Below are 24,296 nucleotides of genomic sequence, written 5' to 3' on the forward strand. Positions count from 1 at the left end.
TCCTGACCGAGCCGCAGCTGCGCGGTTTCGAGCGCGAGAACACGCTGCGGGCCCTGGTCGCCGCCGGCTGGCGCATCACCGGCGAGGGCGGCGCCGCGGAGCTGCTGGACCTGGCGCCCTCGACGCTGGCCTCGCGGATCAAGGCCTTCGGCCTGAAGCGCGAAGAATCCTGACGTCCCCTACGGATACAACTCCGGTACGAACGTCTGGTCGCTCAGCGGCGGCCTCACGTACTCCGCCCCCGTCTGCCGCGGCGGCAGCGTGATCGGCTCGGGAGTCAGGTCCTCGTAGGGGATCAGTCCCAGCAGGTGGCTGATGCAGTTCAGCCGCGCGCGCTTCTTGTCGTCCCCGTCGACCACGTACCACGGCGCCTGCTTGATGTCGGTGTGCGCGAACATCTCGTCCTTGGCGCGCGAGTACTCCACCCACCGCGACCGCGACTCCACGTCCATGGGACTGAGCTTCCAGCGTTTGGTCGGGTCGGAGAGGCGGTCCTTGAAGCGCCGCTCCTGCTCGTCGTCGCTGACGGAGAACCAGTACTTGACCAGCAGGATCCCGGAGCGCACCAGCATGCGCTCGAACTCGGGGCAGCTGCGCAGGAACTCCTGGTGCTCCTCGTCGGTGCAGAAATTCATGACCCGCTCGACGCCGGCGCGGTTGTACCAGCTGCGGTCGAACAGCACCATCTCGCCGGCCCCCGGCAGGTGGGCGATGTAACGCTGGAAGTACCACTGGGTCTTCTCGCGTTCGGTCGGCACGCTCAGGGCGACGACGCGGGCGATGCGGGGGTTCAGCGGTTCGGTGATCCGCTTGATGACGCCGCCCTTGCCGGCCGCGTCGCGCCCCTCGAAGATCACCACGACCTTCAGGCCGGCGTGCCGGATCCAGGCCTGGAGCTTGACCAGCTCGACCTCGAGCCGGGCCATCTCCCTGTCGTACAGGTCGCCGGGCAGCTTGCTGCGGTGGCGGCTCGTCTCGGGTTCGACGTGCCGGGCCGTCCGGTCGCCGTCGGGCGCCTTGTCCTTCGACTTGGGGGTCATGGGCCTCTCCTCGCTGCCCGCGCGGTCAGAGCGCGGGGAAACCGAGCCACTTCCAGTACGTCGTCATCGTCCAGAACCACAGCACGACGAAGCTCAGCACGAAGACGGCCGCGCCGTGGCGCAGGAAATCGCGCTGCGAGACGGGGTGCCCGCCGGTGACCGGGTCCCGGCACATCGCGTAGACCATGGCGTTGCTCGGCGTGCCGATGATCAGCATGTGGGCGAACGAGGACGCGAACGCGGTCGCCAGGCCCACCGCCCAGGGGTGCTGCGCCGCCGCGCGGGCCATGGGCACCGTGATCGGGCCGACGGCCGCCACGGTGGCGCCGTCGCTCATGAAGTTCGTGGTCACGCCCGCCAACAGCGCCGCGATCAGGGGCAGGCCCGTGCCCTGCAACCAGGTTTCGGGCATGAGCCGCACCGCGCTCTCGGCCAGGTAGAGGGCGCCGCCGGTGGCGGCGAGCCCCTTGCCGATGGCGCTGGCGCCGGCGTAGAGGAAGACGACTTCCCAGGGGATCCTGATCACGTCGCGCCACTTCAGGACCTGCAGCAGGTTCAGGGCCACCAGGCCGAGCAGGATCGGGCCGCCCATGCCCATGCGCGACCCCGCCGCGATCCACAGCAGGATCACCCCGCCGAACACGAGGCCGGTCAGCCGCTCGTCGCGGTTGGCGGGGCCCATGGTGACGGCCGTGCGCCGGATGGCGGAGGCGGCGTCCAGCCGGACCCCGAACACGGTCTTGCGGAAGGCGACCGCGAGGTACGCGCCCAGCAGCAGGGTCGCGACCGGGACGAACGGCAGGCCGTAGCGCAGCCACTCGACGAAGGACGGCGCCCGGCCGTACTCCTCGAGGATGCCGATCATCACGGCGTTGCGGGCTCCCGCCGCCGGCGAGCCCGGCCCCCCCAGGTTCGAGGCGAAGCACAGCCCCAGCGCCAGCAGCGTCAGCAGCTGCCGGTCCTGCCCGACCCCGCGCTCGCGCACCGAGGCGGCGTGGACGACCAGCAGCAGCGGCATCATCACCGCCACCAGCACCGACTCCGAGATGAACGAGCAGGCCAGGGCGAACACCGGCAGGAAGAGGAACAGGAACAGCGGCAGGCTGCGCACCGGCGCCAGCAGCACCATCCCGAGGCGGCGGTCCAGCCCCGTGCGCGTGATCACCCGCGACATGGCCAGCACGCCGAAGATGAAGATCACCGAATCCTTGGCGAAGGCCTGGGCGACCTGGTCGGGCCTCATGATGCCGAACGCGTACAGCGCGGCCGCCACGAAGATCGCCGTGATCCCGATCGGCACCGCGCCGGTGGCCCAGTACATCGCGCCCGCCAGCAGCAGCGCCACCATCAGCATGGCCTTGCGGGCGACGGCGGCGGTGGTCGCCGCGCTCCCCCCGGCATCCCCGTCCCGCTCCGCGTTCGTCCCGTGCTGGCTGGCGTAATGCGACGCGATCGTCTCCCCGTCGTCCATCTCCCGGTACTCGGCGTAGCCGGCGATCGGGTCGGCGACGACCGTGCCGGCGGGCGTGACGGTCTTGGGGGTGCCGAGCAGGGCGATCAGGGCGGGCGGCGGCGGCAACACGTAGGCGGCCCCGAGCAGGAGCATCCCCAGGATGACGACGGCGGGTCGGTGGTTGTGCCCCCCCCACAGGCGGGCCCGGGCCGAGGCCAGGGTGGGCAGGGCCATGTCGTGGCGCGCCATGGTGCGCAGCTTCTCGTGGCGGGCCTCTCCCAGCACCTCGAGGATGAGCGCGAAATCGGCCGATTTCTCGAGGTAGCGGTAGGCGCCCCGGCTGCCCATGTCCATGGCCGAGGCGACGGACCCCGAGCCCGTCAGCACGAGCACGGGGATCTCCGGCCGGAACTTCTTGATCTCGCCGAGGATCTCGCTGCCGTCCAGCCCGGGGGGCGCGAGTTCGACCACGACGATGTCGAGACCGCGGTCCGAGCGGACCAGCCGGACGGCTTCCTGCCCGTCGCCGGTCTCGACCACCTCGTAGGAGGCGGCCCGCAGGCGGGCGCCGAGCGCGGCGCGGTAGACCGCGTCGTCGTCGACCAGCAGCACCCTGACCCGCGCCGACATGACCACTCCCCTCCGTTCGGATCGATCGGGCCATGATACGGACCCCGCCCCGCTGCGGGAACTGTTTTCCGGCACCCCGGCAAACGAAGGCGCCGGCTCTGCGGGAGAGCCGGCGCCCGTCGCCACCCGGGGAGGGATGTTCCTATCGGTAATAAGCCTTCACGCCGCTCCAGGTCTGCTCGTCGGCGGGCACGCCCACCGGATAGATCGGCGCCAGCAGCAGTCCCTCGCCGCCGCACATGGCGGAGAACTCGGCCGGGATGTTGCAGGGCTCGCTGTGGTTCTCGTCGTCGTCGACGACGTTGGCCAGCGGGTTGCTGCTGCCCTCGTCGCTCAGGAACCACGAGTGGCAGCAGGGAGCGCAGTAGTGCACGAACCCGAACGCGGCGGCCTGTCCCTCGGGCAGCGCGTCGCCCTCAGTCCAGAAGGTGAGCACGCAGCGGTCGGCCATCGCCACGGTGTCGAACATCCAGCCCGCCGGCATGACGCGGTTGTAGTAGTGGGCGGCGTCGCACTCGCTGAGCGCCGTGTAGACGTGGAACGAGCGCACGGCCTCGCCGGGCGCCGGCGTCACGGCATAGGAATAGGTGAAGTTGCTGAACGAGCTGGTCGCCGTGGCCCCCAGGGCGGTCGAGGCGGCGGCCAGCAGGACCAGGGCGGACAGCAGGGACTTCGAGGTGCAAGTGCGCATGGTGCCTCCAGGATGTGGCCCCCCGTATGCGGGAATGGGGAGTCGTTCGTCGCCGCCGCGCCCCGGACGTCCGGAGACCGCAGCTCCGGCCGGCGGAAACGTCTGTGGGGGCGATTCCGTCCGGGGGTCAAATCCTACGATATTGGAGCCTTCATCTCATAATTATTAGATATTGTCGGGTCATTAGAAATTCTTATAACGCCGCTACTCCCGGAATGGAGGCGGGGCCGGATCCCTCCGGCCCCGCCCTCGCGTCCGTCGCGGCCCGGCGCTACCTGGGGACGGCCAGCACCTGGTACTGGTCGCCGCGCCGGATCTTCAGCAGGACGGGCCGGTCGGCGTCCTTCTTCACCAGGCGGCGGTAGTCGTCCAGGGTGGCGACGGTCTCGCGCGCCACCTCGACGATCACGTCGCCCTGGCGCAGCCCGCGGTGGCTGGCGTTGCTGGTCTGGGCCACCTCGGCGACCACGACGCCCTCGGTCCCCTCGGCCAGCCGCAGCCTCTGGCGCAGGGCGTCGTTCAGCTCGCGGACGGTGACGCCCTCGATGCCGTCGGCTCCCTCGCCCTCGTCCTTCGGCTCCGCGGCGACGGTCGGGTCCTCGGGCAGTTCGCCCAGGGTGACCGTCACCTGGCGCTCGCGGCCGTCGCGCAGGATCTGCAGCTTCGCGTCGTGCCCCACGCCGCTCAGGCTGATGGTGTTGCGCAGGTCGCTGATCGAGTTCACGGCCTGGCCGTCGACCAGCAGGATGATGTCGTTCTCCTGCAGGCCCGCCTTCGCGGCGGGCGTGCCCTCGTTGACGGTGGAGACGAGCACGCCGCGCGGCGACTTCATGCCCAGCGCCTCGGCCATCGTCTGGTCCACCTCGGCGGTGATCACGCCCAGCCAGGCGCGCTGGACCTTGCCGTGCTTGACGAGCATGTCCTTGATCGTGACGGCCATGTTGCTGGGGATGGCGAAGCCCACGCCCTGCGAACCGCCGCTGCGGCTGAGGATCGCGGTGTTGATGCCCACCAGGGCGCCGTTCATGTCGACCAGGGCGCCGCCGCTGTTGCCGGGGTTGATCGAGGCGTCGGTCTGGATGAAGTCCTCGTAGTCGATCAGGCCGATGCTGCGGCCCACCGCGCTGACGATGCCCAGGGTGACCGTCTGCCCCACGCCGAAGGGGTTGCCCACGGCCATGACCTGGTCGCCGATCCGCAGGGCGTCGGAGTCGCCGATCCGCAGGAACGGCAGCGCCTCGTCGGTCTCCACCTTGATCAGGGCGACGTCGGTGCGCTCGTCCTGGCCGATGATCTTCGCCTCCAGCTCCTTGCTGTCGTCGAAGAGCACGCGGATCTTGCTCGCCCGCTCGATGACGTGGTTGCTGGTCAGGATGTAGCCGTCCCCGCTGATGATCACGCCGGAGCCGAGGGAGCGCTCGATCTGCTCCTGCTGGCCCGGGGCTTCGGGGTCGCCGAAGAACCGCCGGAACATCGGGTCGTTCATCATCGGGTGCCAGTCCGGCATCTCCACGACCTTGTCGGTGGAGATGTTCACCACGCCGGGCATGACCAGGGCCGCCAGGTCGGCGTAGGACCGGGGCGCGTCGGCGGCGGCGGGCGCGGTGGCCGCGCGGGCGGAATCGGGCAGGACCAGGTCGGCGGCGGCGTCGCGGTCGACGGCCGAGACGGCGAAGGCCGCCAGCGCGCCGGCCGCCAGCAGCAGCAGCGCCGCGGCGGGACGCGGGAATTTGTCCGTGGGGAGCCGTTTCATGACATTGCCTTTCCGGAAGCGGATTCAGGGGTTGCCGGCATCGATGCCGGGCGCTTTTACGCCGCGACGGGCCGCCGGTTCCCGGGTTCCCGCGCCGGTGGCCGGCCGCCGGCGCGAGGCTCCAGGATAGGCAAAAGGGCCCGGTACGGCGACCGGGCCCGGATCGGATCGTTGGCGGGGGGGGCGGCTAGCCGTCGTCGCCGATCGCCTCGACGGGGCACTCCTCCAGGGCTTCCCGGCAGAGTTCCTCCTCCTCGGGCGACTCGGGCTGCTTGTAGACGAAGCTGTAGCCTTCGTCCTCGTTGCGTTCGAAGTTGTCGGGGGCGGTCTGCCGGCAGAGATCGCAGTCGATGCAGTTGCTGTCGACGTACCAGGTACCCTCGATGTTGCTCCCGACCTTGTCGGTAGGATCGGCCATGTCAGTTCCTCCGGCTCGATGACTTCGCAGACCGCCGGAGCGCGGGCCCCGGTCCTTCTACACGGGAAAGATCACTGCTTTAATAAAGCACAAACGGCGGGTGTCAACGGGAAAAAACTCCGGCACCCGCCCCGTCAGTGGACGTAGCCCAGCGATTCGAGCTGCCGCCGCGTCGCCTCGTCCAGCTTTCCGGCCGGGACCGTGCCGGGCGCGGCGCCCGCCAGGGCGTCCAGAAGGATGCGCAGGCGCTTCACGTCGTCGGGCCGCGCGGGGGCCAGGTCCCGCGCCTGCGCCGGGTCGGCCGCCATGTCGTGCAGCGCGTACGAGCCGTCCGACGCCCAGGACAGGCGCAGGTCGCCGGCGCGCACGGTCCGGCGCGCGGGCCGCAGCCGCGCGGCGTCCAGCTGCGGGTTGATCTCCTCGAGCATGCTCACCAGCCCCGTGCTCGGCCCCTCGTACTCGCCGACCAGCGGCCGGTCGTCCGCGGCGGCGGCGCCGAGCAGGGAGCGGCTGCCCGGCGGCGCCGTCTCGGCGGGCAAACCGGCGAGTTCCAGGATCGTGGCGAACAGGTCGGTCAGCATCACGGGCTCGTCGCGCACGGCGCCGCCGGGGCCGATCCCGGGGCCCGCGATCGCCAGCGGCACGGCCAGCAGGGTCTCGTGAACCGAGAACTGGTGCTCGAAGAGCCGGTGATCACCGAGATTCTCGCCGTGGTCCGAGGTCACCACGACGACCGTCTCCCCCTCGAGCCCGGCGTCCCGCAGGGCGGCCAGGATCAGGCCGAACAGCCGGTCGGCGGCCACCACGTCGCCGGCGTAGCAGGCCCGCACGAGCGACCAGTCCACGGAGGCGTCGTCGCGCAGGCCCGCGTTGTACTCGTGGCCCCAGCCGATGGGGACGCCCCCGCCCGCCTCCCGGCCCGGCGCGGCCACGGCGAGGTCGGCAGGCAGCGGCGCGTACGGCAGGTGCGCCTCCAGGATGTTCACGAAGGCCAGGAAGGGCCGGCCGGGCTTGCGGCCGAGCAGCCACTTGCGGAAGCTGGCCACCGAGGCCGCTCCACCCTGGTCGTGCGCCGACTCCCCCACCATCATGCGCGTCAGCCCGCCGATGGAGGCCTCCTGGCGCAGCTGGAAGCCCCTCAGCAGCCAGGAGGAGCGGTCGGCCAGCCACGGGTTGCTGTAGAAGGCCGCCGTCTCGTAGCCGGCGTCGCCGAGCCGCCCCGCCAGGGTGGGCAGGTCCGCCTTCAGGCGCGGCCGCAGGCCGTTGCAGCCGTGGCCCGACGGCAGCAGGCCCGTGAACAGGGAGGCGTGCGACGGCACCGTCCAGGGCGCGGCGGACCAGGCGTTGCTCCAGGCGACGCCGCGGCGGGCCAACGCGGCCACGTTCGGCGTCAGGACGGCGCCGGTCAGCTCCGGCGGGGTGGCGGCGGTCGGCCAGCCGGCGGCGTCGCGGCGCACGGTGTCCAGCACGACGATCAGGACGTTCGGCTGCTTCGCGTTCCCCTGGCACCCGGTCAGCAGCGTCGCCCCGGCGATGAGCAGGCAGGCGATCGGGACGAACCGGCGTCGCGCGACTCGATCGGACATGTGGCTCCTTCGGCGGCGGGTCCGCGCGCCGTCTAGAACTTGTGCTTGAACGGCAGGAAGGTCATGAAGTCCGCGTGGTGGACGACGTACGCCTCCACCGACCGCTTGACCAGGTCCCCCTCGCCCGCATGCGCCGCGATGATGTGGCAGACCCGGTCCGGCACGCCGCACTTCCTCGCCAGGGCCACGCCGGTGAACGGGTGCCGCAGGTACTTGCCGCAGTCGCTGGTGCCCGTCGTCCCGTCGGCGTTCTTGGTGTACTCGAGCAGCTTGCCCACGTCGGCGAGGATGGCGCCGGCGATGACCGTGTCGAGATCGCAGTGCAGGTCGTCGCCGAAGAATTCATTCATTTTCAACGCCGCGTCGCGGGCCACGTGGACCACGCACCGCTTGTGCGCCATGAAGCTGACCTTCAGCCCCGGGACCAGCAGGGTGAAGGGGATCCGCTCGAGATCGGCGGCCTCCAGCGGGCTCTCCTGAAGGGCCGCTTCCCAGGTCCGGGCGGTCTGCTCGCGCAGTTCGGCGTCGCGGATCCATTCCAGTTCCGGCCACAGCGCAAGCACTTGCGGATTCATCGTAGATTCTCCTTTGCACCGGGCGTCACATTCCCGAAATTCATGACGATGTCGAACCTCCACGCCGCGGCTCCGGTTTCTCCCGGTTCCCGCGGCCGTCGCCGGTTCGCATTGTGAGCGATAATAAGGCGTGCAGGCAACCCTTTCGCAATGCGCGCGGAAGTTGCGGGATCCCGTCACCAACCGCCCGCGACCCGACATCCCGCGACCTGTTTCCCGGACGGCGCGCAGGACAAAGGCCCCCAGGGCAATGGGAGTGCGCTTTCGCCGTCGATCTTTCGTGGCCGGCCCCGCCGGCCGAACTGGCACCGACCTTGCAATCGACCCCTTGGAATCGCAACCCAGACCGCCCCGAGGGCGGCGCACCGGGCCCCCGGGCCCATCGATCAAGAGGCGGAGATCAAGATGAAGCAAGGACAACGCGTACTCCTCCTGGCCGTGCTGATCGCTTCGGGTCTCCTCGTCGCCGGCACGGCCCTCGCCCAGGAAAGCGTGACCTACACCTGGACCGCCCCGACCACCGGTTCCACCGTGCACCACTACGTGGTGCAGCATTCGGCCAACGGCGCCGCCTGGGCCACGGTCAGCGACAACCTGCAGGCGACGACGTACATCCTGACGGCCGCCTACGACGTGGAGCACAGCGTCCGCGTGGCGGGCGTCGACGCCCTCGGACGGCAAGGGCCCTGGTCCGTCTCCTCCGAGCCGTACACGCCGACCCTCGGCGCGCCCGGCCAGCCCGGCCAGCCCATCGCGGTCTTCTAGAGACCACCCCGGCCGGCAGGAACAGCGAAGGCGCCGCCCTCGGGCGGCGCCTTCCGCATGTCATCCCGCGGCGATCCGGCTACTGGGAGCGCTGGATGGGCACCCCGAACGACCGCGGCAGCGCGACACCCACCCGTATCGAGATCGTGTCCCAGTTGTACCCGGTGTCCTGCGGCGACCAGAACCGGTTCGTGGTGAACCGGTTCACCTCGTACTGGGCCGAGATCTCCAGCAGGTCCAGGCGCAGGCCAACGCCGGCGGCCACGGCGACGGCGTTGCAGCTCTCGGCGAAGAACTGGCCCTCGTCGTCCTGTTCGCGCAGGCGGTCGCGGACCACGGCGAGGCCGCCGGTCAGGAACAGGTGCGGCGCGCCGGGACGCGACGGCAGGGCGTAGCGCGCATCGACGCCGTAGCGGTACATCGAGGTGGACGTCTCGATCTCGCCGAGCGTCGCGTCGGTCCCGGTGCGGGACCGCGGCTTCACGTAGTGGAAGCAGGGGGAGACGGTCCAGTCCGGCGCGACCTGCAGGCGCAGGCGGAAACCGACCTGGTAGCCGAGACCGGCGCCGAAACCCAGCGGCTCCTCGTAGTCGTCGCCGAGATCGCCGAGGGGCGCCACCGCTCCCGCCTCGAGCAGCACTTCGGGGCCGAGGCCGCCCGCGACGGCCGCCGGGGCCGACGACGCCAGCAGCGCGAGCAGGAGCAGTCCCCAACGGTTCCGGAGCTTCACGGCGTCCGCCTTCCTGTCGACCCGACGCGGGTCAGACCCCGCCGCCGTCGCGGCCGTCCTCGATCACGTGCACCGGCAGCGTCGCGCCCTCGAGGCGCAGCGTGCGGTGCGGGAACGGGATCTCGATGCCCTCGCGGTCGAAGGCCGCCTTGATCTGCATCTGGATCGAGTTGCGCAGCTCCAGGTAGTTGTCGCGCGCCGCCCACACCGAGTACTGGAACTGCTGGGTGGAGTCGCCGAAACCCTGCACGAGGAACAGCGGCTGCGGGTCGTCGAGGCAGAGCGGGTTGGCCGCGGCCACGGCGTCCAGCACCTCGCGCACGCGGGCGAGGTCCTCGCGGTACGCCACGCCCAGGCGCAGATCGATGCGGCGGATCGGGAAGTGCGTCAGGTTGGTGACCCGCGACTTGATGATCGTCTCGTTGGGCATCCGCACGTAGAGGTTGTCGAAGGTCCTCAGCTTGGTCGACAGCATGTCGATGGTCAGCACCTCGCCGGTCACGTCGTCGACGGTGATCACGTCGCCCACCACGAAGGGGCGCTCCATGACCAGGAACAGGCCGCTGATGAGGTTCGACGCGGAGGTCTGCGAGGCGAAGCCCAGCGCGACGGTCAGCACGCCGGCGGCGCCGAGCAGGACGCCCAGCTCGATGCCCAGGCTGTTGAGCGCCCCGAGGATCACGAGCGAGACGAGCACGTAGTTGATGGCGCGGCGCAGCAGCATCGCGCCCTGGGGGCTCGTGCGGCGGCCGATGATGTTCTCGGCCGCGACGCTCAGCAGGCGCGCCAGGCTCAGCCCGACCACCAGCACCACGACGGTGCGCAGCACGGCCGTCAGGCTCACGGCCGTGAACAGCTTCTCCAGTCCCAGGCTCCATTCCGCCGGCACGGTCACCACCCCCCGCCGAAAACGCCGCCGAAGACCCGGCTGAGGCCGCCGCGGGCCAGCGCCGCGCGGGGCCCGCCGACGATGCGCGGCGATGCGGCCTGGGGCGGCGCGCCGCGGTCGAGACGGATCGCCGCGTCCTCGCCGTCCTCGCGCCGCTCGATCGTGACCGCCTCGGTCCACAGGCGCCCCTGCCCGTCGGCGAACAGGGACATGTTCGGCGACGGCAGTTCGAGCTTCTCGAGGGCGAGCTGCGTCGACGCCCGGTTCTGGATGTGCACGACCGAGATCGCGCGGTGCGGGCGGATCACCAGGTTGGCCAGCTCCATGCGCGCGCCGATCTTCTCCGCATAGCAGAGATCGCCGGCGCGGGTGTTGGCGCCGAACCAGGTGTCGTGGGGCCGCACGATGGGGAACTCGAGCAGGCTGACCTCGGGCGGGCCCACCAGGAACCTGGCCCAGACCGGCTGGCCCACGTACAGGGTGAGCTCCTCACCCGGGGTCAGGGCGAACGGCGTGCGGGCGTCCACCACCAAGGGGCGGTCGGCCAGAACCGGATGGATCCGCAGGGTCCCGGGCGACTCGCGGAAACCGAACCGGCGCAGCTCGGCGGCGGGGTCGGGAGCTTCCGCCGTCTCGAGCGCGCGCGGCGACGCATCGCCGACCGGGCCGTCGGGACCTTCCTGCGAGGTGACGAGCGTCGCGATCTGCCACTCGCAGGGCGCGCGGCGCACCCAGGTGCGGCGCGTGGCGATCGACCACACGAGCCCGCCGCCCACCGGCACGTCGTACGTCCCCCACCAGCCGCGGCGGCCGTCCATCTCCCCGCTCACGTCATTCCTTTCGACTCAGTCGGCGTACTTCACGCTGCAGCCGTACGGCTTGGTCTCGGTCACGGCCGGCTTGCCGCCGGCGAGCAGGGCCGCCAGCGCCGCGGCGACGTGGTTGGTCTCGCCGAGATCCTGCGGGCTCGTGTTGTCGTCGATGGCGCCGGCGTAGGCGACCAGGCCGTCGCGGCCGATCACGAACATCGTCGGCGTGTTGCGGGCCTCGTACGCCTTGCCGGCCGCGCCGGTCGGGTCGAGCAGCACCGGGAAGGTCATGCCGTACTCCTCGACCGCCTTCACGTTGCGCTCGGTGCCGTAGCCGGACTTGCCGGGCGCGGACGAGTTGACCGCCAACCACACGACACCCTTGTCCTTCACCGCGGCGAAGGTCGTGTCCATGGTGCGGTGCAGCTTGTGATGCTTGACGATGAACGGGCAGTCGGGGTTGAACCACTCCAGGACGACGATCTGGCCGCCGGCCAGGTACTTCTGCAGGGAGTGGTGGTTGCCCGCGGTGTCGACGAGGTCGAAGTCCGGGGCCTGCGAGCCCGGGGCCAGCGCGGCCAGGGCGGGGACGGCCAGCAGCAGCGCCAGGGCGCCGCTCAGGGTCAGGGTCGTGGCTCGACGCATCAGGGACCTTCCTTCGGTGAGACGGCGACCGGGGCCGCCGCGATGTTCATTTCGTAGCTGCGGGCGGCACCGTCGCCGCTCCGGACGTACAGGATACCGCGGACCGGCCCGACATGCCCATCCCTCTCGCGCAGGCGCAGCCGCAGGGCCCCGCCGTCGACGGCGGCGTCGGCCAGGGGCGCGACCAAGGGTCCGCAGGAATCCAGCGGGTAGAACTCCAGGCGTCCGGCGCCGGGAACCGCCACCGACAGTTCGGCTCCCGACAGGGCGACCGTCGCGAGTCCCTCCGGCAGCGGCTGCGGCAGTCCCTGGAAGACCCTGGTGATCGCGTCCGCGTCGGGCGTCGGACCGGCGTGGCGCTCCACGGGCAGCGACAGGACCAGCTCCGCGCTCCCCGGCGCGCAGTTCTCCGAGCAGGCGAGCCAGTCCAGGCGCGCGCGGATCTCGGCGCGGCCGCCCAGCGGCGCGTCGGCCGCCACCCGCACGGTCTGCAGCAGCACCACCTCGCCGACGTAGACGTGGTCCAGGATGTCGCCGGGGGACACGTGGCGCGAGGGCGCGGGCCAGCGCAGCGGGCCGGCCTCCCAGCCGGCGGGCAGGGTCAGCGCGACGCTCGGCGGCACGCCCGTGTCGCTGACGCCGTGCCAGTACAGGTGCCAGCCCTCGTCGATCCGGAAGCGCCAGCCCAGGGTCAGGATGCGGCCGGGAACGGCGGCCTTCTCGGCCGTCAGCAGCTCCACCGCGACGGCGCCGTCGCGGGCGCGCGGGCCGGGCCCGGCCTCGCGGGCGCAACCGCAGGCCAGCAGGACGAGTAAAAGAGGGACGATCGGCTGGCGAAGGCGTGGCATCGGACCTCCCGACAGGTGGGCGTCCGGGCGCGGGCTACCCGGCGCGGATCAGCAGCGGCATCTGGGGCGAGAGCGTGAGGCCGAGCCGGCGGGCGTCCTCGGGATCCATCTGCAGCACGATGTGGAGGGTCCGCGGCTTGCCGGTCAGCCTGCCGTAGCCCCGGCCGACGCCCTCGGCCAGGGAGGCCCAGGCCTTCTTCCACCGTCCCGAGAACCCCTTGGCTTCCGCTTCGCCGCGCACCAGGATGTCCAGCCCGGGATCGAAGTGCAGGACGTAGACCGTGGGCACGCCGGCCAGCGCGCGGTTGCGCTCGTCCAGCAGGTCGTCGGGCGACTTCTTCGCCGAAGCGCCGGTGTCGGGCACGGCGGGCGCCGCCGGCCCGGTGGTCCGCGTGTCGACGACCGGCTTGTCGGGCGGGCGGATCACGGGGCGCTCGAACTCCGGCAGACCCGAGTGGAGCTTGAAGACCGTGGCGGGCCAGGTCTCGGGATGCCCGGCCGGCAGGCCGACCCGCATCTCGGCGGGGAAGCGCCGCACCACGACGCTCTGGATCGTGAGCTGCACCTCGCCGGCCGCGGGGTCGATCACGAGGTAGAGCTGCTTGCTCTGCGCCAGCTCGATCTCAGCGAGCAGCGCCTCGCGGCGGATCGCGGGGTCGGCCGCGCCGACGATCGCCGGCAACAGCAGCAGCGCGAGCGGGAGTGCGGAGCGGGTGTGCATGCTTGCTCTCATCAGTACAGGAACACCAGCGTGCCGACGGGTGCGTTGCGGTAGGCGAACTCCAGGTCGGCGTCGCCCAGCCGGATGCAGCCGTGGGTCACGTTGCGGCCCAGGTAGCGCTGGTAGAGCGTGCCGTGGATCATGTACCCGTCGCCGAGGTAGAGGGCGTAGTCGCCCAGCGAAGCCTTGTCGATGCGGTCGGACCAGTTGCGCGGGAGGTCCTCCCCCTCCTCGATGAACGCCCAGTCCGGCATCGTCCACACCGGGTCCTTGCGCTTCTCGAGCACCTTGCGCACGCCGCGCGGCGAGTCGAAGACCCAGCGCTTGCCCGACTTGGGGTCCTCCAGGACCACGCCGGTGCCGGCGGAGCAGAGGGCGTCGCGCAGCACTTCGCGCCCGCGCATCACCCGCAGCTTGTTCTCGACCGTGTCGACGGTGATGTAGACGCCCTTGGGCGCGATGCCCGCCAGCTTCTTCTGGAGCTGGTCGAGCTCGCGCTCGGTGACCGCCTTGGCGGGCTTCTCCCGCGGCGACGCCGCGGCGAGCGCGCCGACGGGCAGGTCCCGGTAGCTCCCGAAGACGACGAGCGCGACCGCGGCCAGGATCGCCAGCAGCAGCGGCGTCGCGAGCGCGGCCATGACGCGCAGGGGCGGGCGCCGGCGAGGGCGGGGGCGACGTTCGGGTCGCGCGGGCGTCGCGTCGCGCGCGGCTGACGTGCCCGCGGCGGCGCCGGTCGCGGCAGCCTTGACGTCGCGCGGCACGGCCATGGCCGAGCCCTTGGTGGGCTTCGCCGCCGGCTTGCGCCTGTCGCCGAAGAGAGCGCTCATCGCGCCGTCACCCCGCGTGCTTGGGTTCAGTCGCCCGGCAGCCGGGCCGCGCCGACGATGGTCACGGGCGTGCCGACCCCGGCCATCCGGAACAGGGATTCCATGTCGTTGTCGCGCAGCGCGATGCAGCCGTCGGTCCAGTCGATGTCCCGGCCGCCGTTGCCGTGGATCTCGATCAGGCTGCCCGGGCCGCGCCCGTTGGGCACCTGCCCGTTGCGCTTCGCCGAAGTGTAGCGCGCCTGGTCCTCGGCGTTGGGGTAGTTGATCAGCAGGGCCCGGTAGTAGCGGCTGCCCGCGTTCTTCTTCGTCACATGATAGCGGCCCTCGGGCGTGGCGCCGTCCCCGGAGTGGACCTTGTCCACCAGACCCTTGCGCCCGAAGTCGGCGGGGTACTCGGACGTCTTGCGGCCGTTCTTCACCACGACGCAGCGGCGGTTGAGCTTGTCGACGATGATCGCCATCCCGCCGCCGCGCGTGCCGGCGACGGTCTCGTCGACGAGCCGCTTCCACAGGGCCCTCAGCTTGGGGTCGTGCAGGCGGGCGAAGTGCGAACCGACGAGTTCCTCGGCGCGGCCGACGGCGGACTCCGCCGTGGTGAGCGCCCCGGGCAGCGAATCGAGCTTCTCGAGACGCTGCAGCTCGCGCACCTGGTCGAGCGCCATCTCCGCGTTGCGGTAGGAGCGCTGCAGTTTCCGTTCGCCCGGCACCGAGGCCACGTTGCCGCGCATCGCGGCCAGGCGCGAGGCCAGCTCGCGGTAGCGCAGGCGGCTCTCCTCCAGGCCGGTGATGTGCCGCTCGCGCGCGACCTGTTCGGCGGTGCGCGCCGCGTCCAGCAGGCTCTGCACCTCCGCCTCCAGCTCGCGGTTGCGGCTGTAGCGCACGAGCTTGGCGCGCTCCTGGGCGAAGTGCCGTTCCATCAGCCAGCTGATCTTGTCGGCCTGGGCCAGCTCGTTGACGGCCAGCTGGGGTGCGGCGTGGGCCGCGCGCAGGGCGGTGCGGGCGGTGGCGACCTGGACCGTGGGGAGCGGGGGAGGCCAGATCATGTGGTAGGCGGTCACCAGGACGGCGGCGAGCACGACCAAGCCCAGGATCCTGAAGAACCAGCGCAACACGGGACGACGTCGCTTCTTGGCCATCATGATGTCGAGAGGTCCTGGTTGGGGGAGAAGGTTCCGTCCCGCCCCCGCCGGCAGGGTAAAACGCCGCCGGTGGCGAACCACCGGCGGCGTCCGTGTGCAGGCTGTTAGCGCTTCGCCTTGTCCATGGCGTTCTGGATGTCGGCCTGGATCTCGGCAGCCTTCTGGGTCACAACGTCGGCCTTCGCCTTGGCGTTGATGTAGTCCTCAGCGGCGACGCCGGCAACGGCCTCGTCCAGGGCACCCTGCAGGACGACCAGCTCCTGCTGCATGGCCTCGAGCTCCGCCTTGGTGTTCTTGCCGCGGGGGGCCTTGGCCAGGAACTCGTTCGTGGCGGCCAGGGCGGCGGTCGCAGCCTCGACGGCGGCGTTGGCAGCGACGCGAGCGCGCTCCTTGCCGGCGACGGCGGCCTGGTTGGCCTGCTCGAACTGCTGGGTGGCGAGGGTCAGCATCTCGGTCGCCTTCTTGTACGAGCGCATGAGGGCGAACTTGCCGTTCTGGGTCTCGATCTCGGCGTCGGCCTGGGCCTTGGTCTCCATGGCCTGGTTCAGGGCGTCACGCGCGTAGGTCTCCGCGCCGGCAGCCTTGGCACCGTCCATGGCCGTCTGCATGGCCGTGACCGTCTCCACGGGCAGCTTCGAGCAGCCGGCGAGACCCAGCATGAGGCCCAGCACCAGGACCGCAACGACGTGAAGCTTCGAAATACGCATGTTCATTCCTCCAGAAAGTCCCGAGCATCTGGTCCGCGGGTTCGTCCCGGGCTCATCCCGGGCGAGCGAGGACCGCTTTGCCCGCCGCCACTGGCGGCGTCTCGACGGTGGCTCGGGCCCACCGTCGTGCAATTCCTTACGGTAGTCGGGAACGCCGGCCGCGTGCTTGGGTACAAGAAGAGGATGGACTCGCTCCGGCCCACCCGGCCGCCTGTCCGCCGGCCGTTTCGGGGCCGACGGTCGCGTTGTCTCGCCGATGTCGCGGCGGCTCTTCTCGTACGGTGCCGAGCCCGGGTCAACCGGCAGATGCCGGAAGCACACGGACGCGGAACACCATCCGGCGTCACGTACTCCGTTCGCGCGCACTATCTCTGCAACGCGCGGACCCCTCCGTCAAGCCCGATTTTCGACCAATCGACGACGTGTACCTGTAGGTACGGGATATTCATGCCCGGGGGGCGAGCACGAACCCGCCGGGACCCAGGTCCAGCACCGCCGTCCCACCAGGCAGCACGATGCCGGCGAGGATGGCGTCGGCCAGGCGGTCCTGGACCTCGCGCTGGATGACGCGCTTGACGGGTCGGGCGCCGAATCGCGGGTCGAAACCCAGCTCGGACAGCCGATCGACGGCGGCGTCGGTCCAGCTCAGGCCGATGTCCTGCTCCTGCAGGGCGCGGGCGACCTTCGCCAGCTCCAGCACGACGATGCGCCGCAGCAGCGCGCGGTCCAGCGCGCCGAAACGAACCACCGCGTCGATGCGATTCAGGAACTCCGGCCGGAAGTGCCGGCCGAGCTCCTGCAGGAGTTCCTGCTCCTGCTCGCGCCGCACCTGGTCGTCCGCGCCCTCGCGCGGGGCGAAGCGCTCGTCCTGCGCCAGGTTGCTGGTCATCACGACCAGCGTGTTGCGGAAGTCGACGACGCGCCCCTTGCCGTCGGTCAGGCGACCGTCGTCCAGCAGCTGCAGCAGCACGTTCATGACCTCGGGGTGGGCCTTCTCCACTTCGTCGAACAGGATGACGGTGTAGGGGTGGCGCCGCACGGCCTCGGTCAGCTGCCCGCCGGACTCGAAGCCCACGTAGCCCGGCGGCGCGCCGATCATGCGCGCGACGCTGTGGCGCTCCATGTACTCGCTCATGTCCAGGCGGACCATGTGGCTCTCGTCGCCGAAGAGCTCGGCGGCCAGCGCCTTGACCAGCTCGGTCTTGCCCACGCCGGTGGGTCCGAGGAACAGGAACGAGCCCAGCGGCCGGTGCCGGTCGTTCAGGCCGGCGCGCGAGCGCCGCACCGTGCGCGCCACCTGCGCGACGGCGTCGTCCTGGCCGACCACGCGCGCGCCCAGGCGCGACTCGAGATCGCGCAGGCGCGCGAAGTCGTCCTCCACCAGGCGCTGCGCCGGGATGCCGGTCCACTTCGCCACCAGGGCCGCGATGTCCTGCTCGTCGACCTCTTCCTTGAGCATGGGCTCGGAACCCTGGACCGCGACGAGCTCGGCGCGGGCGCGGACGAGCTCGGCGGCCAGCTCGCTGGCGCTGCCGTACTTCAGCTGCGAGGCGCGGGCCAGGTCGCCGCGGCGCTGGGCCTCCTCGATCTCCGCGCCGAGCTGTTCCTGCCGCGCCTGGAGCGTGCGGATGGCGTCGATCGCGGCCTTCTCCTGCTCCCATCGCGCGCGCAGGCGGCCGAGATCGTCGCGCAGCTCGGCGATCTGGCGGTCGATCGCCTCGCGCCTGCCGACGGCGGCGCGGTCGACCTCCTTCCCCAGCGCCAGCTTCTCCATCTCCAGCTGCTGCAGCCGGCGCTGCAGGTCGTCGACCTCCGCGGGCACCGAATCGATCTCCATGCGCAGCTGCGACGCGGCCTCGTCCATGAGGTCGATCGCCTTGTCCGGCAGCATGCGGTCGCTCAGGTAGCGGCTCGAGAGCTTCACCGCCGCCACCAGCGCCGAGTCGGCGATGCGGACGCCGTGGTGCACCTCGTAGCGCTCCTTCAGGCCGCGCAGGATCGCGACGGCCTGTTCCTGGGTCGGCTCCTCGACCATCACCGGCTGGAAGCGCCGCTCGAGCGCGGGGTCCTTCTCGATGTGCTTGCGGTACTCGTCGACCGTGGTCGCGCCGACGCAGTGCAGCTCGCCGCGTGCGAGCGCGGGCTTCAGGATGTTGCTCGCGTCCATGGCGCCCTCGGCCGCGCCGGCGCCCACGAGCGTGTGCAGCTCGTCGATGAACAGCAGCACCTCGCCCTCGCGGTCCGTCACCTCCTTGATGACCTTCTTCAGGCGCTCCTCGAAATCGCCGCGGTACTTGGCGCCGGCCAGCAGCGCGCCCATGTCCAGGGCGTACAGGGTCTTGTCGCGCAGGCCGAGCGGCACGTCCCCCTCGACGAGTCGCCGGGCGAGCCCCTCGACCACGGCGGTCTTGCCCACGCCGGGGCTGCCGATCAGCACGGGGTTGTTCTTGGTGCGGCGCGAGAGGATCTGCACGACGCGGCGGATCTCCTCGTCGCGGCCGATGACGGGATCGATCTTGCCGGCGCGCGCGGCCGCGCACAGATCGCGGGCGTAGCGGCCGAGCGCGGACTCGCCGCCGTCCGCGACGCCGGATTCGTCCTCGTTGCGGTACGCCCCGTCGGCGCCCATGGACTCCAGCGCGCGGGCGAGCTTCTCCGGCGTGACGTCGAAGGTCTTCAGCAAGCTGCCGGCGCGGCCGCGATCCGCCGCCAGCGCCAGCAGCAGCTCCCGCGTGCCGACCAGCGCCGCGTCCTTGCCTGCAAGCGCCTGCGCCTCGAGCAGCAGCTGCTGGAAGGCCCGGCCCGGTTGCGGCACGTCCTTGACCTGGACGACCGGCAGGCTGGCCAACTCGCGCTCGACGGTGGTCAGCACGAGTCGGGGCGCGGTCTCCAGGTTCTGCAACGCGCGGCTCGCCAGCCCGGTCTCATTCAGCAACGCCCACAGCAGGTGCAGCGGTTCGAGCTCGGCGTGCCCGGATTCGTAGGCCTTGTAGCCGGCGCCCTGCAGGGCCTCGCCGGCGTTCACGGTCCAGTTCTTCATGTTTGTCCTCCCGGACGGATGGATGCAGGGAGGGACATAGCATCCCAGAGGCCAGATGGTCCGTTCGGATGGCCTCGGGAGCGCCAGCCCTGCAAGCTATTCCAATATAGTTATTTACTAAATTGTCGCCTGTGGTCCGCTTCGATGGAGATCGGTCATCGACCAGAACTGACATGACACCCTGTCCCACCTGTCGCTCGACATGACAATCATCGGCATCATCAGGATCGCTCCCCGTGCTCATGGCACAACTCACTCATGACCCCGCCCGCAGGGTTCGGGTATACTCGGCTGCGCTCGTCCGTGGATCCGCCCTCAGCTCGAGAGGCCCCGATGCCGCGCAACATGATGCCCGCCTTGATCCTGGCCTTGACGTGCACCACCGCCGCCGCCCAGGCGTCCGGCGATCCGCTCGCCGAGACCCTCGAACGGCTCGCCCGGCAGCACCGCGGCGCCACCGTCTCGACCCTGGCGACGACGCCCGCCGGACGGCCCGTCCCGCTGTTGACGATCCCGCCTTCGGTGGACCCGGGCGTCGACACCCCGGCGGCCGTGCTCGTGGTGGCCGACCCCCTCGGCACGACGCCGCTGGCGACCGCCGCCGCGCTGGCGCTGGCCGCGAGCCTGCTCGAAGACGAACCGTCCGGCCGCGCCGCCACCGTGACCTGGCTGATCGTGCCGCAGCTGGATCCCGACGGCGCCGCCCGCCTGCAGGGGAAACCCGTCGCCTGCGACGGCCGCAACGGGACGGCAGTGGACGACGACGACGACGGCGTCGCGGACGAGGACGGCCCCGACGACCTGGACGGCGACGGCGTCATCGCGTCGATGCTGCTGGCCGACCCCGAAGGGGAATGGCTGGCGGGCGAGGGGGCGACGGGCGCGCCGCGACGGGCCGACACCGCCCGCGGGGAGCGCGGTCTCTACCGGCTGCTCGACGAGGGCCGCGACGACGACGGCGACCTGGCCTGGAACGAGGATCCGCCCGGCGGCGTGATCCCCGGCCGCAACTTCCCGCACGGTTTCCAGCACTGGCAGCCGGCCCACGGCCCCTGGGCGGCGAGCTGTCCGGAGACCAGCGCCCTGCTGGCCTTCGCCTTCGCCCACCCCGAGATCGCGATGGTGCTGGTGCTGGGCGAGACCAACACGCTGCTGCAGGTCCCCCTGGCCGCGGACACGCCCGACGCCCTGCTGCGCAAGCACACCCTGCCGCGGGGGCTGGCGCGCGAGACGGGCCTGGACCCCCTCGCCCAGTTCACCGTCGCGGAACTGGTCCCGCTGCTGCGCGAGGGGCTGCGCCTCCCGGAGCTCGAGATCGACGACGTGCTGGGCATGCTGGATCTCGGCCCGGCCACGGCGCCCGACGCCCGCGATCTCCCCTGGTGGCGGGCGGCCGCCGCCGCCTACGTGCGCGGCCTGGCGGCGGCAGGGCTGGGAGCGCCGCGCGTCGCGCCCCCCGCGCCCGGTCCCGGCTCGCTGGAGGATTGGGCCTACTACCAGTTCGGCGTGCCGGCCTTCGCCCTGGATTTCTGGACGCCGCCGCTGCCGCCCCCCGCGCTGCCGGATTCGGCCCTGGCCATCCCCGCGCGGGTCGATACCGCGACGGCGCCCGGCCCGCGACCCGACCCCGCGCTCGAGGCCTTGTCGCGGTTCGCCGCCATGCATCCCGCGTCGGGTTCCTGGCGACCCTGGCGGGAGACGGCGCTGCCGGGCGGCCGGCGCGCCCTGGTGGGCGGGCCGGCGCCCGCCGCGCTGCGGACGCCCCCGGCGGCGATGGCCGACTCCCTGTTGGACCGCCAGATCCCCCTGGTGCGGGACCTGGCCGGCTGGCTGCCGCGGCTCGCCGCGGTGACGCTCGAAGCCGAGAGCCGCGGCGGCGAGGTCTGGGAAGTGACCGCCCGCGTCCACAACGACGGCCCGCTGCCCTACCCCACGGTGCAGGGGCGCCGCTCGCGTCGGCCCGAACCGGTGGTCGTGACGCTGGAGGGCGCCGAGGTGCTCGAGGGGCCCGCCCGCCGGGTCGCCGACCAGGTGCCCGCGATGGGCTCCACCGCGGTGCGCTGGCTGGTGCGCGCGCCGCGCGGCCGCACGCTCGCGGTGCGGGCCGCCGCGACGGGCTTCGGCGCCGCGACCGCGACCCTGCAGCCCGCTCAAGGAGGCTCCCGATGAAACGAGCGCTCTGCGCCTGCCTGCTCGGGCTGCTGGCCGCCGCGCCCGCGACGGCCTTCGAGGTCGACCTCGAGCACATGATCTGGGACCGCTACTACGACCACGACGAGGTCGTCGCCGTGCTCGAGGCGATGTGCGCGGCGCACCCGGAGCTGACGCGGCTCGAGTCGCTCGGCACGAGCGAGGAGGGCCGGGAGATCTGGTGCCTGACCGTCACCAACCGTCGCACCGGCGCCGACACGCAGAAGCCGGGCGTCTACGCCGACGGCGCCATCCACGGCAACGAGATCCAGGCCACCGAGGTGTGCCTCTACCTCGCCTGGCAGCTGCTGGACAAGTACGGTGAGTGGGACCGCATCACCGAGCTGGTCGACACGCGCGCCTTCTACATCGTGCCGATGGTCAACGTCGACAGCCGCGCCCGCTTCTTCACCGACCCGGGCGGCTTCGACATCGGGCGCTCGGCCCGCGTCCCGCACGACGACGACCGCGACGGCCTGCTGGACGAGGACGACGTCGACGACCTCGACGGCGACGGCCGCATCCTGCAGATGCGCGTGCGCGACCCCTACGGCACCCACAAGACCGACCCCGAGGACCCGCGCGTGACGGTGGCCATCGAGCCGGGCGAGCAGGCCGAGTGGCGACTGCTCGGGCGCGAGGGCCTGGACAACGACGGCGACGGCCGCGTGAACGAGGACACGCCCGGCTACCTCGACCTCAACCGCAACTGGGGCTTCCTGTGGCAGCCCGGTTACGTGCAGGAAGGCTCGGGCGACTACCCGTTCAGCGCCCGGGGCTCGCGCGCGGTGGCGGACTTCCTGTGGGCGCACCCCAACGTCTGCTTCGGCTTCAACTTCCACAACTACGGCGGGATGTTCCTGCGCGGCCCCGGCTCGGCGCTCTCCCCGTCGCCGCCGCCGGGCGACCTGGCGGTCTACGACTTCCTGGGCGAGGAGGGCGAGCGCATCGTGCCGGGCTACCGCTACCTCGTCTCGGGCACCGACCTCTACACCACGCACGGCGACTTCGACGAGTGGCTGTACCAGTGCCTGGGCGTCTACGCGTTCGTCACCGAGCTGTCGATGGGTTCGGACACGGCCTACCGCGGCCACGGCGACGAACCGAACGGCGAGGACGGCGAGCTGTGGAGCCGCCGCCCCACGCTCGTCGAGCGCCAGAAGTTCAACGACGCGCTGATGGCCGGCGAGATGTTCTCCGACTGGAAGCCCTTCCACCACCCGACGTACGGCGACATCGAGATCGGGGGCTGGCGCACGTTCACCACGCGGCTGCCGCCGGAGTTCCTGCTGCCCCAGACGCTCCACCGCAACGCCATGTACGTGATCTGGACCGCGACGCAGGCACCGCGGCTGAGCCTCGAGATCATCGGGACCCAGGACCTCGGCGGCGGCCTGACGCGCGTCCGGGCCCGCGCCGTCAACGCCGGCGCCATGCCGACCCTCTCGGAACGCGCCCGCGGCAAGTCCATCCTGCCGCTGGACGCCTTCACCCTGGAGGGCGCCGGCCTCACGGTGCACGGCGGCGGCGTGCTGCTGGACCGCGATTTCGGGACGGTCGACCCCGTGCGTCACCACCCGGCCCGCGTCCCGACCTGGGTCGACGGCTTCTCGACCAGGGAGGTGCAGTGGATCGTCTCGGGGAGCGGCAAGGCGCGGATCACCTACGCGGGCGCTAAATGCGGCACCCGATCCGCCGATATCAACTTGCCGTGAGTCCGGATCCTGGGGATTGGCAGGGGGGACGTTCCCGTGCTACTCTCGGCACTGGATTCACGACGGACCGCAGGCTTTCGCGTTGGCCCGGACCATGAACGTTCCCGGAATCGAAGGAGGGACCACCCCATGAAGAGATTCAAGATGGACGCACGACTGTTCTGGCTCGCGCCCGCCGCGCTGGCCCTGATGATCGCCGCCGGCTGCGGCGACGACCCGGTCACGCCGAACGAGGAACCGACCTTCACCGAGGAGGACGCCGCGACCCAGAGCGCGTTCATCACCATCGGCATGGTCGAGGTGCTGGACGACCTGGCGGCGACCAAGGCCTCGCCGGAGATCGAGACCGTGAGCGGCAGCAGCTACATCACCGGTTCCTACTGGCGCGACAGCGATCCCGACCACGTCTACACCGACGCCGACCACCGCCTCACCATCGACTTCGACGGCCCCGGGTCCAACGGCATCCTGCCGGCGACGCTGCTGTTCGACGTCACCGCGGCCGGCGCCCCCCGGCTGGCCAACGGCACGGGCTCGCTGCTCGCGGGCGCCCTGACCGTCGGCTTCGTCGTCGACGACATCGTCGTCGAGGCCGACAACTACCCGTCCGGCGGCCAGCTGGTCGTCTCGACGGGCGGCTACACGGCCACCGTCGAGTTCTTCGCCAACCACACCGCGACCGTCACCGTCGGCGCGCTGGAGTGGAACGTGGACCTCGACGACGGGGACATCACGCCGGCCGGCTGATCGCGGCATCCAGACCCGAGACGGAAAAGAGGCGGGACCCCGGGGTCCCGCCTCTTTCATGCCGATGACGGCAATGGTCCGCTGCGGCCTAGAAACCGAAGAGCAGACCGGCGCTGTAGGTCGTCACGTCGCCGAAGCCCGCCTCCGCGTTCAGCTTCAGCCCCAGATTCAGCGTCGCGCCCAGCGTCAGGCGGCTGTCCTGGATGCCGTCCACCGAGAAGTTGACCTCGTCGTCGACCGGGGATCCGTCGACGTCGTGGGTGTAGGTGTAGGCGACGTCCATCGACGACGACTCCTTGGAGAGGGCGCCGTAGACCGTGGCCAGGGCGAAGCTCCGGCTGGCGGCGAGGTACATGCTCTGGGCGTCGGTGGCGACGT

Annotated in this window: 22 protein-coding genes; 4 read left to right on the forward strand and 18 right to left on the reverse strand. The window is 71.4% G+C overall.

The genetic code is table 11. The features are described from left to right. Nucleotides 1-179 precede the first annotated feature (179 nt). From ppk2 to Q7W29_07545, 7 genes are all read right to left on the reverse strand, one after another. Nucleotides 180-1,040 carry a polyphosphate kinase 2 gene (gene ppk2 / locus Q7W29_07515; protein ID MDO9171661.1) on the reverse strand — a complete coding sequence of 287 codons (861 nt, stop codon included), beginning with the start codon at nt 1,038-1,040 and terminating at the stop codon, nt 180-182. Between the two features lie 25 nt (nt 1,041-1,065). Beyond that, nucleotides 1,066-3,123 (reverse strand): SLC13 family permease, encoded by a 2,058-nt coding sequence (locus Q7W29_07520; protein MDO9171662.1) that lies wholly within the window; start codon nt 3,121-3,123, stop codon nt 1,066-1,068. 142 nt (nt 3,124-3,265) lie between these two features. Continuing rightward, the gene (locus Q7W29_07525) at nt 3,266-3,814 is read right to left on the reverse strand and encodes a hypothetical protein (protein MDO9171663.1); all 549 of its coding nucleotides are present in this window, start codon (nt 3,812-3,814) and stop codon (nt 3,266-3,268) included. 271 nt (nt 3,815-4,085) lie between these two features. Further along, entirely contained in the window at nt 4,086-5,567 is a 1,482-nt protein-coding gene (locus tag Q7W29_07530; protein MDO9171664.1) for a DegQ family serine endoprotease, read from the reverse strand. 187 nt (nt 5,568-5,754) lie between these two features. After that, nucleotides 5,755-5,985 (reverse strand): ferredoxin, encoded by a 231-nt coding sequence (locus Q7W29_07535; GenBank protein ID MDO9171665.1) that lies wholly within the window; start codon nt 5,983-5,985, stop codon nt 5,755-5,757. 134 nt (nt 5,986-6,119) lie between these two features. After that, nucleotides 6,120-7,571, reverse strand: coding sequence for a sulfatase (locus Q7W29_07540; GenBank protein MDO9171666.1), 1,452 nt, complete (start codon nt 7,569-7,571; stop codon nt 6,120-6,122). 32 nt (nt 7,572-7,603) lie between these two features. Continuing rightward, nucleotides 7,604-8,146, reverse strand: coding sequence for an HDIG domain-containing protein (locus Q7W29_07545; GenBank protein MDO9171667.1), 543 nt, complete (start codon nt 8,144-8,146; stop codon nt 7,604-7,606). A 405-nt stretch (nt 8,147-8,551) separates the two neighbouring features. Between Q7W29_07545 and Q7W29_07550 the strand changes: the two genes are divergently transcribed. Further along, entirely contained in the window at nt 8,552-8,911 is a 360-nt protein-coding gene (locus Q7W29_07550) for a hypothetical protein (GenBank protein ID MDO9171668.1), read from the forward strand. Nucleotides 8,912-8,990: 79 nt separating this feature from the next. Here the strand turns inward: Q7W29_07550 and Q7W29_07555 are convergent, their stop codons facing one another. From Q7W29_07555 to Q7W29_07600, 10 genes are all read right to left on the reverse strand, one after another. Next, a complete protein-coding gene (locus Q7W29_07555; protein ID MDO9171669.1) occupies nt 8,991-9,641 on the reverse strand; it encodes an outer membrane beta-barrel protein in 651 nt (216 codons plus the stop codon). Nucleotides 9,642-9,672: 31 nt separating this feature from the next. Further along, nucleotides 9,673-10,530, reverse strand: a complete 858-nt coding sequence (locus Q7W29_07560; protein MDO9171670.1) for a mechanosensitive ion channel family protein — start codon at nt 10,528-10,530, stop codon at nt 9,673-9,675. 2 nt (nt 10,531-10,532) lie between these two features. Next, a complete protein-coding gene (locus Q7W29_07565; GenBank protein ID MDO9171671.1) occupies nt 10,533-11,360 on the reverse strand; it encodes a hypothetical protein in 828 nt (275 codons plus the stop codon). 15 nt (nt 11,361-11,375) lie between these two features. Beyond that, nucleotides 11,376-11,984, reverse strand: a complete 609-nt coding sequence (locus tag Q7W29_07570; protein ID MDO9171672.1) for a redoxin family protein — start codon at nt 11,982-11,984, stop codon at nt 11,376-11,378. Continuing rightward, on the reverse strand, nt 11,984-12,832 hold the full coding sequence (locus Q7W29_07575; GenBank protein MDO9171673.1) for a protein-disulfide reductase DsbD family protein: 849 nt from the start codon (nt 12,830-12,832) through the stop codon (nt 11,984-11,986). The genes Q7W29_07570 and Q7W29_07575 overlap by 1 nt, the downstream gene beginning before the upstream one ends. Before the next feature lie 34 nt (nt 12,833-12,866). After that, nucleotides 12,867-13,553: a hypothetical protein gene (locus tag Q7W29_07580; GenBank protein MDO9171674.1), complete on the reverse strand. Its 687-nt coding sequence runs from the start codon at nt 13,551-13,553 to the stop codon at nt 12,867-12,869. An 11-nt stretch (nt 13,554-13,564) separates the two neighbouring features. Then, nucleotides 13,565-14,380 (reverse strand): L,D-transpeptidase, encoded by an 816-nt coding sequence (locus Q7W29_07585; protein MDO9171675.1) that lies wholly within the window; start codon nt 14,378-14,380, stop codon nt 13,565-13,567. Between the two features lie 26 nt (nt 14,381-14,406). Further along, complete coding sequence (locus Q7W29_07590) at nt 14,407-15,519, reverse strand: L,D-transpeptidase family protein (protein ID MDO9171676.1); 1,113 nt, start codon at nt 15,517-15,519, stop codon at nt 14,407-14,409. A 104-nt stretch (nt 15,520-15,623) separates the two neighbouring features. Then, nucleotides 15,624-16,226, reverse strand: a complete 603-nt coding sequence (locus tag Q7W29_07595) for a hypothetical protein (protein ID MDO9171677.1) — start codon at nt 16,224-16,226, stop codon at nt 15,624-15,626. 445 nt (nt 16,227-16,671) lie between these two features. After that, nucleotides 16,672-19,266, reverse strand: a complete 2,595-nt coding sequence (locus Q7W29_07600; protein MDO9171678.1) for an AAA family ATPase — start codon at nt 19,264-19,266, stop codon at nt 16,672-16,674. Nucleotides 19,267-19,599: 333 nt separating this feature from the next. On the opposite strand from Q7W29_07600, the gene Q7W29_07605 reads away from it, so the two are divergent. The 3 genes from Q7W29_07605 (at nt 19,600) to Q7W29_07615 (ending at nt 23,918) form a co-directional block, all read left to right on the forward strand. Beyond that, on the forward strand, nt 19,600-21,435 hold the full coding sequence (locus Q7W29_07605) for a M14 family zinc carboxypeptidase (protein MDO9171679.1): 1,836 nt from the start codon (nt 19,600-19,602) through the stop codon (nt 21,433-21,435). Beyond that, nucleotides 21,432-23,171: a M14 family metallopeptidase gene (locus Q7W29_07610; GenBank protein ID MDO9171680.1), complete on the forward strand. Its 1,740-nt coding sequence runs from the start codon at nt 21,432-21,434 to the stop codon at nt 23,169-23,171. Before Q7W29_07605 ends, Q7W29_07610 begins: the two co-directional genes overlap by 4 nt. A gap of 129 nt (nt 23,172-23,300) precedes the next feature. Next, nucleotides 23,301-23,918 (forward strand): hypothetical protein, encoded by a 618-nt coding sequence (locus Q7W29_07615; protein MDO9171681.1) that lies wholly within the window; start codon nt 23,301-23,303, stop codon nt 23,916-23,918. A gap of 88 nt (nt 23,919-24,006) precedes the next feature. On the opposite strand, the gene Q7W29_07620 is transcribed toward Q7W29_07615, so the two are convergent. Beyond that, nucleotides 24,007-24,296: hypothetical protein (locus Q7W29_07620; protein MDO9171682.1), on the reverse strand; the 290-nt coding region annotated here is incomplete at its 5' end.

It is taken from the genome of bacterium, from assembly GCA_030654305.1.
Taxonomy (GTDB): Bacteria; Krumholzibacteriota; Krumholzibacteriia; order LZORAL124-64-63; family LZORAL124-64-63; genus PNOJ01.